The sequence below is a fragment of the Alteromonas sp. I10 genome (genome assembly GCF_003201515.1).
GTDB lineage: Bacteria > Pseudomonadota > Gammaproteobacteria > Enterobacterales > Alteromonadaceae > Alteromonas > Alteromonas macleodii.
Genome location: NZ_QJJN01000001.1, coordinates 547,170 through 561,236 on the forward strand (window position 1 = coordinate 547,170; position 14,067 = coordinate 561,236).

The following is a 14,067-nucleotide window of genomic DNA, read 5'->3' on the forward strand; positions in this document are numbered from 1 at the left end:
TGAAAAGAAATATTGTGTAAAAAGCTAAGCGTTAAAAAGCTTGCGGGTTATCGAGCCGTCCAGCCCCCATCAAGCACCATGGTTTGCCCAGTTATATTGCGGGCACTGGGTGACATTAAGAAGCTTGCGGTATCGGCAAGCTCTTCAACGCTAACAAATTGCTTTTTAGGCATGGGCTCTAACATTATTTTTGTTATTACCTCTTCCTCGGTAAGGTTATTTTCTTTTGCCTGTGCTGCAATTTGTTTCTCCACCAATGGTGTTTTCACATAGGCAGGGCAAAGGGTATTGATAGTCACATCACAGTCACTCGTTTCAAGGGCGATGGTTTTTGCAAAACCCAAGAGCCCGTGCTTTGCCGCCACATAAGCTGATTTATACGGCGAGGCTACCAACGAGTGAATAGATCCTACATTGATAATGCGCCCGTAATTTTGCTTACGCATGGCAGGTAAAAACGCTTGGGTTAAAAGAGCAGGGCCAACAAGCATGATATTTATAAGCTGCTGCCACTTATCTGCAGGGAAGTCCTCGATGCGTGAAACGTGCTGAATACCGGCATTGTTTATAAGCACATCAACGGTATGTTTCCCTAGTACCTCAGGTAGCGCTGCGACTTGTTCTGCATTGCATACGTCTACCGCTACTGCGCTGGCCGATCCGTCTAAATGTGCAAGTCGAGTCACAGCCTCTTTTGCTGCCTGTTCGTTTATGTCGGCGATGATCACATGGTGCCCTTGTTTCATCATTGATTCAGCAATGCCAAAGCCAATGCCGCTTGCTCCACCCGTGATAAATATTGTGCGCTTAGTCATTGTTACTTCCGTTGGATTTATTTAGTGAAGGTGCACTATTTAATGAAAACAGCAGCTGTTTTACTGCGTTTATTTGTGCGCCGTTCCTGTTGGCGTAATCGCCAGAGGCATAGCCCCACCAATCCCAACAGCCTTGTGGATTTAACGGCATGAATAACGACTTCTTAGTTTGCGGATAAAGCACAACAATATTGTTGTCATCAGCCCATTCATTCAGCCCTGTTTGGGTAGTGTAGGCATCGCCAACGGCATCGGCATACTGGTTACAGCCGTGGAAACTAATATGGGCTCTGCACGGCTCGCCTTGTGCACAGCTTTCAGGTACATACACAAAACCTTCACTTGCTAATGTTTTGGCATCGCCCCCCGCTATTTTTTGCTGATCAATTGAATGAATTTGCCCTGACAGTGATTCGTCAGGTGTCGAAACATTTTCAATAAGATGAGAGAGCATGGCACCTGCTGCATCGTAGTCGCAGTTCCCAATGAAGGGGCTTTCTGACTTCATGCAGTTAACCCCATTGTTTTGGGTAGGAAAAAGGTGTGCCATCGGCTTGTCATTGATATAGGCAATATTTTGTGTGTCTGTCCACAATTTGTATTGCTCAAATAATAAATCGCTCACTGGTGCAATCACTCTGGTGTCTTGCGTACCGTGAAAAAGCCAGACTTTTGTGTCTTTCATATTGGAAAGCGACGCAATTTTTCCTTCAGTTTCATACTGTTTGGCTTTTTCATTCAGCGCTTCAAGGTTAATTTCTCCCTCTACCTTGTTCACGCACTGTGCCAGGGCAGTGGTTATATCACCTTGTGCACAGAAGTACGGGCCACCAGCAATAACGCCAACGCCTTTTACCCAGTCGCTGTGTGCTAATTGAAATTGTGTTGCCATGTAACCGCCTGACGATAAGCCAGATACGGTAACGTTCTTTAAATCAATGGTGAGTGAAGGGAGCGCGTCTTGCGCAGATGACTCGTTACCGAATACCGGTACACTAACGGCAAGTGCGCTTAATACAGACAGACAAAGCGCGTGGCGTAAAAAGGGGGTAGATTTCATCATTGCATTGCTGCCTTATCATTTTCTAAAAATTGGCGAATAGCCTGAGCCTGAGCGGATACATTCGTCACGCCTTCCAAATGACCTAATTTGCCATTTAGCGTAACCAATGTGCTGTCGTTATTCATTGAAGTTAAACCTTGGTGTGCACTTTGCGATAAGTAGGGCATAAGAAGCAAATCAGTTTGGGCTGGAATAAACAGCGTTTTCGCCTTTATCGACGCCAGCCCTTGCTCAAGATTACCTTGATGTCCAGCAACGAAGAGCTGGCAAGCTCGAACCAAATATAAAAGGTGGTTTGCGTCCATAGATTTTGCCCGGGTCTTCGCTCGCTCACGTAGCCAGTTCACAATACTGTGTGATTGACGTATGTCATTAAGCGGCGCCGACTCAACATTTTTATACCCTAACGTGTTGCCGGTTTGGTTGAAAAAAGAAGGGGTAAGGGCATTTTGCGTAATTAACATGAGCGAGGCAGCTAAGCCATTAAGGGGGGCTTGCTCTTTGGAATAAGCGCCGTTGTTCCAGTTTTTATCTAGAGTGATTGGCGTTGCCCAGTGTTCCAATGCCGCGGTAGTCCATGCATCGCTTTGACCTGCGCCGATAACTGAAATCATACGTTCAACCCAGTCTGGGTAAGCGCTCGCCCAATCGATAGCTTGCATAGAGCCCATAGAAGGCCCAATAACCGCATACAGTTTGCTAATACCTAAACTTTCGAGAAGTGCTTTTTGAACATTGACAAAGTCACGTATTGTCACGACAGGAAAGTCTAAGCCATAGGGTTTTCCTGTATCTGGATTTATTGACGCAGGACCGGTTGTAATAACGTGAGGGTCGTAAGCATTTAAATTGGCCAGCGTATCAACGCTTATTACATAAAAGCGGTTTGTATCAATCGCTTTTCCAGGGCCGATAATACTATCCCAGTAACCGGGCACTGAGTCGTTTTCATTGTACTTTCCAGCGGCATGAGAAGAGCCAGAAAAATAGTGGGTAATGAGGATCACGTTACTTTTGGTGTCGTTTGGTGTTCCGTACGCCTCCCAGCCAACTTTTACGTTTTTAATTTTTTTACCGCCAAAGGTTGTGAAATGAGGCATTTCAAAAACGCGTTTTTCTACCATCAGCGCAGCATTGGAATGCGAAGCGCTCGGCGAGGAAGAAGCTGCCTCAGACGAAGGTGCTTTTGAAGAACTGAACAATGACGATGTATCTTCGAGTTCGCCAGCCATGCCCTGACAATGTATCGTCAACATTAGCGTGGCAAATAATCCTACCAATGAGCGCTGTTTTTTAACTAAAAACACCTCAACCAAGTTTGCTAATGCTAACGGTTTCTGTACTCGTTGTGAGCTGAGCTGTTTCAATAGCTTATTGATTCCTTTGCTCTTATTCCACACTGACGTGGAAGCAAGCGTCTTTTTCCTATTCATACTTTCTTATCCCTTTCTTTGGCCGCATCTTTAGATGGCAATGTTTTGCTAGAGTGATCTATAAATCGTGCGGCCTTAGGCCATATCGTTGGCTTTGACTAATGCTACATAATGCTAAACAGGCCAATGGCCATGGCAAGGCCAATAACTGGCACCACAACAGTTAGCGCACCAACCGCCCAGTAGGCAGCCTGATGGGTTTCGTTACAAATGGCGCGTATGGTAGTAACCACATAGCCATTGTGAGGTAACGAATCTAGTGCGCCTGATGATATAGACACAATTCTATGTAGCTGTTCTGGCTCTACGCCTTGGTCAAGGTAATGCGGAGCCACCAAGGGTAAGGCAATGGCTTGTCCGCCAGATGCACTTCCTGTTAACCCTGCAATCACGCTTACGGCAATGGCGGCACCAATAAGCTCGTTACCAGGAATTTGGGTCATAAGCGCTACTGTTGTTTGAAACGCTTCGGTGTTTTTTGCTATAGAGCCAAAACCTACAACAGCTGCGGTGTTACCTATGGCGATCAATGCGCCGGTGGTACCCGCATTTATGGCAACCGGTAAACTGTGAAAATGTTTGTAGTTAATCGCCAGCAAACACAGTACGCCGCCGCCTAACGCCAGAATAAGCGCAAGCTGAGCGAGTTCTTCATGGAATAGAAACGAAATGACTAACACCACGACTAACGGCACAATTCCGGTAAGCGGGTGGGGTAGCGCTCTGTCTCGCACTTCAGGGTCGCTTGCTCTGGCTTCAAACACCTCGCCGTTATTAACGGCTTTTCTGATCATCTTAGCAAGCCACCAGTAACCGAAGCATGCCATGAATATGGCGACGACAAGGCTAACTTCCCACGCGGCAAAAGGGGAGGTACCCAAATACTTTATAGGGATCCAGTTTTGGATTTCTGGCGAGCCCGCGGAGGTCATCGTAAATGTTACCGACCCGAATGCCATGGCAGCAGGTATGAAGCGACGGGGTAGGTTGGCATCTTTAAACAAACTCACCGCCATAGGGTAAACAGAAAACGCTACCACAAACACGCTTACACCACCGTAGGTCAAAATAGCGCAAGCTAGCACAACAGCTAATACGGCACGCTTGTAACCAATTTTGGTGACAATCCAGCGAGAAACAGCATCTGCTGCTCCTGTGTCTTCCATGAATTTACCGAATAACGCACCAAGTAAAAACATGAAAAACCAAGAGGCGATAAAGCCAGAGAAACCACTCATATAGGTTTGAACGAAGTTTACGTCGCCGGTGAAGACGCCGATATTATTGGTAATGGCAACTACAAGCGCACACAAAGGTGCAGCAATAAAGAGGTTCATTCCGCGTATTGTCAAAACAATAAGCAACAACAGACCGCCTACTAAGCCAATCATACTTAACATAGTTATTATTCCTTAAAAAATCTGTGACCGCAGATGATCCGAAACAGTTAAGTCGATTTAAGATTTGCTTACACTCAAAACCACAAAGTGTATACAAATCAGATAAAAAGCGTTCATAACAGACATAAAGTTTGACGTTACTTTTATCAAAATCCCATAGTACGATGGTACTACATACTATTAACAATTAATTAACTAAAGTGATTTTGACCGTAGGCAATACATCCGGCAGTGACCAGAACTTAGAACAACAAGGACTCACTATGTCTCAATCAATACACACAAATGGCTTGGTTTTACCCTACCAATCACATTCAGCCTCTGTTAGCACAGTAGAACGCAAAGGCGATTCAGTTAAGCTCCCCATTCGCAGCCTTTGTGCCCTAGCGGTGGCTAGCGTTTTAAGCACAGCGCCAGTATTTGCTCAGGATAGTCAAGCTGATGCCGATGCCGAAGCGCAAAAAGGAAAATTAGAACGCATTGAGGTGACAGCGCGAAAAACTGTAGAGTCGCTACAGGAAACGCCGGTAGCTATCACGTCTATTGGTGCGGTTGAACTTGGAGAAAAAGGGATTAGCGTGCTGACTGAAGTGCAGCAGTTTTCGCCTAACACTACGCTACAAACCAGTCGCGGTACCAACTCCACCTTGACGGCATTTATTCGCGGATTGGGTCAGCAAGACCCGCTTTGGGGCTATGAACCAGGCGTGGGTATTTATGTTGACGATGTTTATATTGCTCGCCCACAAGGGGCCGTACTTGATTTGTTAGACGTACAGCGTATTGAGGTGTTACGTGGCCCGCAGGGGACGCTTTACGGAAAGAATACGATTGGTGGCGCGGTTAAATACGTTACGAAAGAAATGACCGGCGATACACAGATGAACGTTGAAGCTACGGTAGGTAGTTACAGTCAGCGTGATATCAAAGTGACAGGTCAAATACCGCTGATTGAAGACACGGTGTATCTAGGCGTGGGTTATGCCAACTTAAACCGCGACGGCTTCGGCGAATACCTGGTAAGCGCGTTGCCCAATCAAGATAAAGAGAATTATAACAAAGATCTCTGGGCAGCCCGTGTAACGCTAGAAGTTCACCCGAGTGAAGATTTGTTTTTCCGTATTGGGTGGGATAAGACCGAAGACACATCAAATGCGAAAGGCGGCTACCGTTTAATCCCAAGTATATTAACTGATGCGCCCGTGCCTGATTCGGTTTTCGATTCGTACACCAGCTTACCTACTTGGAATAAAGTCGAGTTAGAAGGCTATAACTGGCTGGCACGATACAGAGTGAATGATGATTTAGAGCTTAAATATATTGGTTCGCATAGAGAGAGCTATTCACCTACCAACATTGATTTTGACAATACTCCTCTGCCTATTTTTGATGTACCGGCAGAGTATGACGACAGTAATGATACTCACGAGATTCAAGCGAATTATACCGGGAACGCGTTTAGCTTAGTGTCAGGGCTCTATTTTTACGATGGTGAGAGTTGCGGTAATTTTGATGCCATTTTAGGTGTGTTAGGTCAATCGCTTGGTGCCTCAGGGTTAACGCGGGAAGTGACGGGTTGTAATAACTCAGAAAGCTGGGCTGCCTATGCGCAGATGAACTATGACGTAACCGATAAGCTATCGCTTTCGCTTGGTGCCCGATATACCGATGAAGAAAAGACCGCGTTTGTAAATAACGGTCTGGTATTCGCCAATGTTTATCCTTATACCGACTGGATTGATGGGTACGTGCGTCCCGACGGACAATTAGTGCCTCAAGTACTTGGGACAGACACCGATGGCGATGAAGTGTTAGACGCGCCAGCGGTAGAGAGTTGGTCGCGCTTTACCCCGCGAGTGGGCGTGGAGTATCAAATGGACCGCGATACCATGTTCTTCGCGAGCTATTCACAAGGCTTCAAATCGGGCACGTTTAACCCTCGTGCTCAGACTAACGAGCCTGGTGTTGAACCAGAAGTCGTTGACAGCTTCGAAGTGGGTGTGAAGAGTGACTTAACCGACGCACTTCGTATGAATATCACGTTGTTCTCTTACGACCACAAAGATCGTCAGTATATTGGTGTAGAAGGAGATTTGTCTGATCCAACAGCCCTCGATCAGCGACTGCGCAATGCTGCAGAAACGGCTGCAAAAGGCGCCGAGTTGGAGATGACGTGGGTAGCCACGGATAACCTTCAGGTTGACGTTGCCTACGGATATATTGACTTTGAGATTAAGAAAAACAATGCAATCCCTCCGTTGATTGGTCTAGCAAGTACGCCAGAGAATACCTTTAATCTTAATGCCAACTACCTACTAGAAACGAGTTTTGGGGATATTACTTTCAACGCCAACTACTACTATCGCGATGATTATCTTATCTTTGAAACCAGCGATCTTATTCAACAAGATGCCTATGGTATGGTGAACTTAAGCGCGCGCTGGGAAAGCGTTGAAGGCGATTGGTATGCTGGACTACACGTCAAAAACCTGACCGATGAAGAGTATCTGGTTGGTGGTTATGACTTTGTCACGCAAGACGATGAAGGTAACTTCGGTCCGGGCCTTGGTGGCGATACGACACTTATCGGTTACTACGGTGACCCACGTACAGTTCACCTTACGGTAGGTTATCGATTCTAAACGGTATGTTCTGAAGAAGACCAGCAACACGTTTCACGCCTAGGCCATTGCGCTTAGGCGTGCTCACGTTTGCTCGACCTCTTTCGATTGTGTTGGCCGGCAGATATGTCGAGTAGTGAAGGGCGTGGTGCAGACCCTTACCCAATTACAGATACGCAATAACAGATACGCCAATAAGATTAACCTTTTTTTACCGGCGTGGTAGTATGTTGATTAACAAGGTAGTTACAAGTTGATAGCATTATGTCTGTGAAAATCTTGATTGCTGACGATCATCCTCTGTTCAGGGCTGCGATGTGCCATGCGTTAGCTAGTGTGGAGCATATCGAACTTGTAGAAACTTCCACGTTCCCCGATACGCTCACTAGTCTTGAAGAAAATGACGACATCGATCTGCTTTTCTTAGATCTCACTATGCCAGGCAATGAAGGGTTAAATGGCCTTGCTGAGGTACATGCGCTCTATCCTGATGTACTTGTTGTTGTTATTACCGCACAAGAAGAGCCTGATGTTATGGCAAAATCGTTTGCATTAGGCGCAAGCGGTTTTATACCCAAATCAGCTTCGGTCGATTGCATTATTGATGCAGTAAATACGGTGTTAGACGGTGAAACTTGGATCCCGCCTTCAGTCCATAATGCATCAGCTACGATGCCAAATGCCTCTGCATCGAATGTGAATGGCCACTCTGGCCAAGATGATTTCACAAACCGATTAAAGCAACTTACCCCTCACCAACTTAAAGTGTTGCGAATGGTATCAGACGGCTTGCTTAACAAGCAGATTGCTTACGAACTGGCCATTTCTGAGTCTACCGTTAAACAGCATGTATCTGCAGTATTGAGAAAGCTTGGTGTTATTAACAGAACCAAGGCCGGTATCGCGTTCAAAAATGCAATGCATTTAAGTTGAGCTCAGTACAAAACATGAAGTAAGCCGAGACAGCTCATATTTTTTGAGAAGGAGTGCGCGGTTAGTCACCCGTACTTGCCTTGTTTCCTTTTTGAAAAGGCATTTTTACAATGCAGCTCGTCGTGTTCAATCGATCTCCTTACATTCTTGTGATAGCGTAAAAGTTAAAAGGATTAACTTACTGGCATAAAAGGATATTTATGACGCGATTTATTTTACTTTCCCTTCTTTTTAGTTCTTTCAATGCGTTTAGTGCCGTTACAGCATGGACAGATTTCACCTTGGACAACGGTCACGTTTTTTTGCCTGTTACCATAGAAGGTATCGAATCTCGGGTCATGCTGGACTCAGGGGCGCAAATAAACAGTATCAACCGCGCGTTTATAGGGAAGCACGATTTAGACCTTGATAAAGGACGCCCTGTAACCGTTAAAGGGGTGTACGATGTTGAAAGGCGTAACGCTTACAATAATGTAAACGTTGAAATCTTTGGTACTGGTTTCGAGCTAGATTCACTTGTCGAATCCAGGTTAGGCCATCACTCTAATGGTATGTTATTAGGCGCAGGTTTTTTCAATAATTTCATTGTTCAATTAGATTACCCGCACAAAAAAATTCGTTTGGTGACACGTGATTCACTGGATATGTCGGAGGTAGCGAACGTTCGTGCAGACTCCCAACAAGGAAGCGGTATGCCTATCGCTCAAATAGAGATTAACGGTGTAGCTTTATGGTTGCTTGTCGACACGGGTAACTCAGGCACAATTTTAATTGACCGACGCGCAGCATCAAAGGCTGGATTGCTTGACAAAGTGGAAGGCGCAAGTACATCGTTCGGTGCGAATAGCTCTGGGGTTAATGAGTTCGCTACGTCTGATGTAGTGAAGTTTGGCCCATATGAAATTGGCGATGTGAAAGTTAGCTTTCCTGCTGAAGGACAAAAAACAAACTTAGAAAGTCAGTATGAACGGACAGGCAGCCGGATTGCAGGAAAGCGGGTAGTAGGCTTAATTGGCTATGATTTATTGAAAGACTTCGTGGTAACACTCGACTATCGTTACGGGAAGCTTCACATCGCGTTACCGCAAAAGTAAAAAGTATTTTGATGCAAACCCACTACCAAAAGAAGATGAAATATTTATTGCCGTACTACAAATGCGATCACGAGTTCTCTATTAAACAAGCGATTGCTTTAGCAGTCGCTTAAGTGCCGCAGGCTTTAAGGGTTTTGGCAGGTAGCTAAATTGTTGCTCCGCCGCTTCTTCTCTGATGTCGTTACTTCTGTTGGCAGTGACTAAAATCTTTAAGGCAAAACTCACGTTATTTTCAGAAAGAATCGCTGCAACGTCAAAACCGGTTTCGCCATAATTTAGGTGATAATCGGCAACGAGCACATCAAAGTGTTCTTGTGAAATACTCGATACTTCAGTTCCGCCCGCTATCAATGTTGTATTCCCTCCCCAATCTCTCAGTAAGGTACACATTGCATTTGCCACTTGCTCGTCATTTTCTACAAGTAGAAAACGGGTGTCTTTTAAAAATGCATTGTTGTTTTTTTTCGCTGAGTCTAAAGAGGGCATTTGATGGGAGTGCGAGGAGACAGGGCGAGAACGGCTGTCTAATGCGCTTTTTTGAACGCTTACTGAATTATTTGGCGCACTTGCTGAGTTCTTCGTTAATACCGATTTATTGAAAGGGGAGTCAACATGATTAGTGTTACTTACGTGCGCGGAGGGTATCGAGGCTTCGTTTTGAAATGCTCTAGATACAGCCACACTGAAGCAGCTTCCTTTATTTGGCGATGAAGTCAGCCCGACTTCATGACCGAGTAGTCGACATATCTTATCTACAATAGTCAGGCCTAATCCAATTCCTTCGCCTTTGTTGTTGCTCTCTAGCTGGTGGAACTCACTAAATATTTCATGCTGTTGGTGGTCGGCGATACCTAGCCCGGTATCGTAAACACAAAGCTTTATAACCTGCTCGGTATTTGTGACTCTTGTGCGTCTCACGCCCACCAAAATACGGCCTTTTGCGGTATAGCGGACTGCGTTGGACAGCAAGTTTTGAAGCACCCTTCGCAGTAGCACTTTGTCCGAGTACACCATAACTTTGGTCGGTACATACCTGAGCTCAATACCTTTTTGCTTTGCAATGACACTAAATTCCTGCACCAATGAAGACAACATATCACTGACTGGAAATTCAGTCTTTTGAGGGGTAAGCACGCCAGCGTCTAATTTCGTCATATCAAGTAGCATTGAAAGTAAGCTCTGAGCATTGTCCAAAGAATTCACCACGCCTTCAGATAGTGTGGCCAGTTCACTGCCTTGCGTCTTTTTGCTGAGCATACTGGCAAATAATGTTGCGGCGTTGAAGGGTTGCATGAGATCGTGCCCAGCCGCGGCCAGAAATTTGGTTTTGCTCTCGTTAGCTTTGTCAGCGCGTTGTTTGGCTTCTTCTAATTCTGCTGTGCGCTGCGCAACCCTTGCCTCCAAATCTTCTTTTGCACTTTCTAATTCTTTTTGAATGGCTATGTATTCAGTGATATCGCTATAGGTAGTCACGTAGCCGCCACCAGGCAGCGGCGCGCCGTTGAGCTCTATCACTTTTCCGTCAGGCTGTTTGCGAATATGTTTATGACGGGTGCCTTCCAGCATGTAGCTAACGCGCTTTTCGATAGATGAAGGGCTAAACAACCCCCGGTTTGCGTTGTAGCTAAGTATATCGGTAATGGGCATGCCCACTTTTAGAAATCCTTTAGGGTAGGCAAATAATTCCACGTAACGTTCGTTCCACGCCAGTAGCTGCAGTTTGTCATCAAGCACACTTATGCCTTGCTCAATGTTTTGCACTGACGATTGAAGTACCTCGTGGTTAAACTGAAATGACTGAGAAGCTTCTTCTACCCAGTCAACCAGTTCTGGAAAGCTATCGCTGCCTGTATCTGCTATGGCACCCAGTAATATACGAGCACTAGGTGCTCCTACTTGTGCAGCAAGCAACTTATTTACCCTGTCGATAAGCGCCTGACTGGCATAACCACTGCTAGCGGCGCGATTGACGTCAACTGATAGCTGCTTAACCAGTTGAGAGTGCGTGGCACTTTCGAGCACACGTTCGGTGAGTGCAATTAAGTCCCTCACTTTTACCAGTAAACGAGGTGTGTCGTGATCTGTGAGGAGCGTATCATTTGGCTTAATGCCACGTCTTGATGTAATCAATGCAACCGTAACGAATGTTAGGCAATTAGCCAATAAGGACAAGGCAAAGCCCAAACCAAGCGCTTGGTCAGTGGGTGCTGGGTTGAAATAATAACTCGACAGTAAGCTTGGGTAGAGAAGGAATGCTGCCCAACACGTGAACCCTACCAACAAGGCGCAAATAGCTGCAGCTTTGTTGCTTTTCGGCCAGTAAAGACCAAACATAAGTGCAGGCATGCACTGTGCTAATAATGCAATAGCAATCACCCCGCTTTTAACCAGAGGTGCAGCCTGACTTATATTCAAGTGATACCAGAGCGCAATGCTAAGTACGACCACAACGGTAATACGACGTATAGACAGTATTTTGTTTGGCTGCATTGAACGATTGGGCGAAGTCTTTAGTCGCGCTTTTAGCCAAAGTGGCGTAACAACATTGTTCGAGATCATTATTCCCAGCGCCAAGGTTGCAACAATCACCATGCTGGTGGTTGCAGAAAGGCCTCCTATGAAAGCAAATGACGACAGCGCGATATTTTCAGCATATAAAGGTAGGGCAAGCACATACGCATCAGAGCTCGTATCCACTGGCAGCAGCATTTTTCCTGCAAGTGCAATAGGAATAATAAAAAGGGTCATACCAAATAAATAGAGGGGAAATAGCCACCTTGCTGTTCTAAGCTCCCCCTCACCGTTCTGCTCAACGAAGTTCATATGAAACTGTCGTGGCAAAACGAACATAGAGCAAACGCCCAAAACAACATGAGATACATAAACCCAGGGTGCGCTATCAGCATAAATGACTTCTCGAGCACTGGCATTTGAAGCGGCGTTGGACACCAAATCCAACACACCATCGAACAGATAGAAGCAAACGAAAACACCTACAGCGCACAGGGCAACAAGCTTTATAACCGATTCAAACGCTATAGTAAGTAGCAGGCCGGGGTGTTTGTCGGTCAAGTTGAGTGTACGGGTACCGAAGATAATGGCAAATAATGCGAGCAAGATAGCTACGTAGATACTTAACCATGGCGTGCTTGTATGTGCGTCGTCAGTCAACAAATTTATTGATTTCGTAATGGCGTCTAACTGCAGGGCAATGTAGGGCACTACACCGAAAAAACACAGTAAAGTGATAAGCGCGGCAATCAAGTGGGAGTGCTGATACTTAAGTGAGATGAGGTCTGCTAAAGAGCTAATGTTGTGTTGTTGACACAGTCTGCTTATATGAAGCACCACAGGAAACGCAAATGCCATAGTTAGCATAATCCCTAAATAAGTAGGGATGACTGCCCAGCCATATTGTGCCGCTTGCGAGGTAGTGCCGAAAAATGCCCAAGATGTACAATGCACGCCCAATCCAAGGCTGTACAGTATTGGATGTTGCCGGTTGTCACGCAAACGCTTATCACCCCAAAATGCTAAAGCGAAAAGTGCGAGGAGGTAAAAACCAACAATAGTGCCAACCGTCCAAATACTTAGCATAGATATTCCGTGTCGTAGCGCTCGATGAGTTGAAATGGTAGTAGTACGCTTTTCTCTGGAAATTACATTAACACGGTTTTTACACTCGTCACAGGTTCACGGAGCAGGGCAGTAGATATTGGAGCTCTCTGGGCAAACAATAGGTTTAATAGCGGGTTGATATGAACCGCATTTGAGCCGGAGTTAATGTACCTAGGTTGAGCTTGGCGCTAGCGAATTAACATGAGTACGTTAGTCTCATTTCCCTACTTATAGATTTTTTAGCATTACATCCACAAAAATATTGTGGATACCCTTGATCACCTTAAATCTAGCCCCATAACTAAGCGCAACAGACTTATTCCCAATAATTTTAACGTTATTGGGCAATGCCTAATTAAGAAAAACGTTTGGAGGTAGGCATGAGCGATAATCGCGACGTGCAGGCAGAACAGGAAAATACAGTTGATCAAACTGTACAAAATGCTGAAGAAGCGCAAGTAGAAGCGTCACAAGCAGAAGGCGTAGAGCTTGATGAAAATGCACAACGCATTTACGAGCTAGAAACGGCACTTTCTGAGGCGCAAGCCACAATCAAAGAGCAGCAAGATGGCGTGCTTCGCGCGCGTGCAGATGCTGACAACGCACGTCGTCGTGCTGAAGGTGAAGTAGAAAAGGCGCGTAAATTTGCCCTTGAACGCTTTGCTGGCGAGTTGCTTCCGGTTATCGATAACCTAGAGCGTGCTATCGAAATGACCGATGGCGACAATGAAGCGGTTAAGCCGCTTTTAGAAGGTGTGGAAATGACCCACAAAACTTTCTTAAGCACTATTGAGAAATTTGGATTAAGCCTTATTGATCCGCAGGGCGAAACCTTCAACCCTGACTTGCATCAGGCAATGTCTATGCAAGAAAGTGCAGACCACGAGCCAAATACGGTGATGGCGGTTATGCAGAAAGGTTATCAAATTAACGGCCGCTTGTTACGCCCTGCCATGGTTATGGTATCGCGTGCGCCAAGTGGTGGTGTGGACACGCAAGCGTAAGTCACGCTTTTTGCGATAAACACACAAAAATGTCAGTTTTTTTACTGACATCTATTGAAAAGGCTGGGGAATAACCCCACTAAAAG

The 14,067-nt window shown here is 45.6% G+C and carries 9 protein-coding genes; 4 read left to right on the plus strand and 5 right to left on the minus strand.

The window, feature by feature from the left end; translation table 11 throughout:
* Positions 1 to 47 precede the first annotated feature (47 nt).
* The 4 genes from BZA03_RS02375 to BZA03_RS02390 all read right to left on the minus strand — a co-directional run bounded on the left by BZA03_RS02375 (position 48) and on the right by BZA03_RS02390 (position 4,711).
* Positions 48 to 815 (minus strand): 3-hydroxybutyrate dehydrogenase, encoded by a 768-nt coding sequence (locus BZA03_RS02375; RefSeq protein WP_110287870.1) that lies wholly within the window; start codon positions 813 to 815, stop codon positions 48 to 50.
* Entirely contained in the window at positions 808 to 1,878 is a 1,071-nt protein-coding gene (locus BZA03_RS02380) for a prolyl oligopeptidase family serine peptidase (RefSeq protein WP_110287871.1), read from the minus strand. Before BZA03_RS02380 ends, BZA03_RS02375 begins: the two co-directional genes overlap by 8 nt.
* Entirely contained in the window at positions 1,875 to 3,311 is a 1,437-nt protein-coding gene (locus tag BZA03_RS02385; RefSeq protein WP_110287872.1) for a homoserine O-acetyltransferase, read from the minus strand. Before BZA03_RS02385 ends, BZA03_RS02380 begins: the two co-directional genes overlap by 4 nt.
* 104 nt (positions 3,312 to 3,415) lie before the next feature.
* Positions 3,416 to 4,711 (minus strand): GntP family permease, encoded by a 1,296-nt coding sequence (locus BZA03_RS02390; protein WP_110287873.1) that lies wholly within the window; start codon positions 4,709 to 4,711, stop codon positions 3,416 to 3,418.
* Positions 4,712 to 4,974: 263 nt separating this feature from the next.
* Here BZA03_RS02390 and BZA03_RS02395 point away from each other — a divergent pair, with 263 nt between their 5' ends.
* The 3 genes from BZA03_RS02395 to BZA03_RS02405 all read left to right on the plus strand — a co-directional run bounded on the left by BZA03_RS02395 (position 4,975) and on the right by BZA03_RS02405 (position 9,359).
* Positions 4,975 to 7,353 (plus strand): TonB-dependent receptor, encoded by a 2,379-nt coding sequence (locus BZA03_RS02395; protein WP_110287874.1) that lies wholly within the window; start codon positions 4,975 to 4,977, stop codon positions 7,351 to 7,353.
* A 243-nt stretch (positions 7,354 to 7,596) separates the two neighbouring features.
* On the plus strand, positions 7,597 to 8,265 hold the full coding sequence (locus BZA03_RS02400) for a response regulator transcription factor (RefSeq protein ID WP_061485364.1): 669 nt from the start codon (positions 7,597 to 7,599) through the stop codon (positions 8,263 to 8,265).
* A 200-nt stretch (positions 8,266 to 8,465) separates the two neighbouring features.
* The gene (locus tag BZA03_RS02405; RefSeq protein WP_110287875.1) at positions 8,466 to 9,359 is read left to right on the plus strand and encodes an aspartyl protease family protein; all 894 of its coding nucleotides are present in this window, start codon (positions 8,466 to 8,468) and stop codon (positions 9,357 to 9,359) included.
* An 81-nt stretch (positions 9,360 to 9,440) separates the two neighbouring features.
* Here BZA03_RS02405 and BZA03_RS02410 read toward each other — a convergent pair whose 3' ends face one another.
* Positions 9,441 to 12,956 carry a PAS-domain containing protein gene (locus BZA03_RS02410; protein WP_110287876.1) on the minus strand — a complete coding sequence of 1,172 codons (3,516 nt, stop codon included), beginning with the start codon at positions 12,954 to 12,956 and terminating at the stop codon, positions 9,441 to 9,443.
* A gap of 401 nt (positions 12,957 to 13,357) precedes the next feature.
* On the opposite strand from BZA03_RS02410, the gene grpE reads away from it, so the two are divergent.
* Positions 13,358 to 13,981 carry a nucleotide exchange factor GrpE gene (gene grpE, locus BZA03_RS02415; RefSeq protein ID WP_014948971.1) on the plus strand — a complete coding sequence of 208 codons (624 nt, stop codon included), beginning with the start codon at positions 13,358 to 13,360 and terminating at the stop codon, positions 13,979 to 13,981.
* The last annotated feature ends 86 nt before the right edge of the window (positions 13,982 to 14,067 follow it).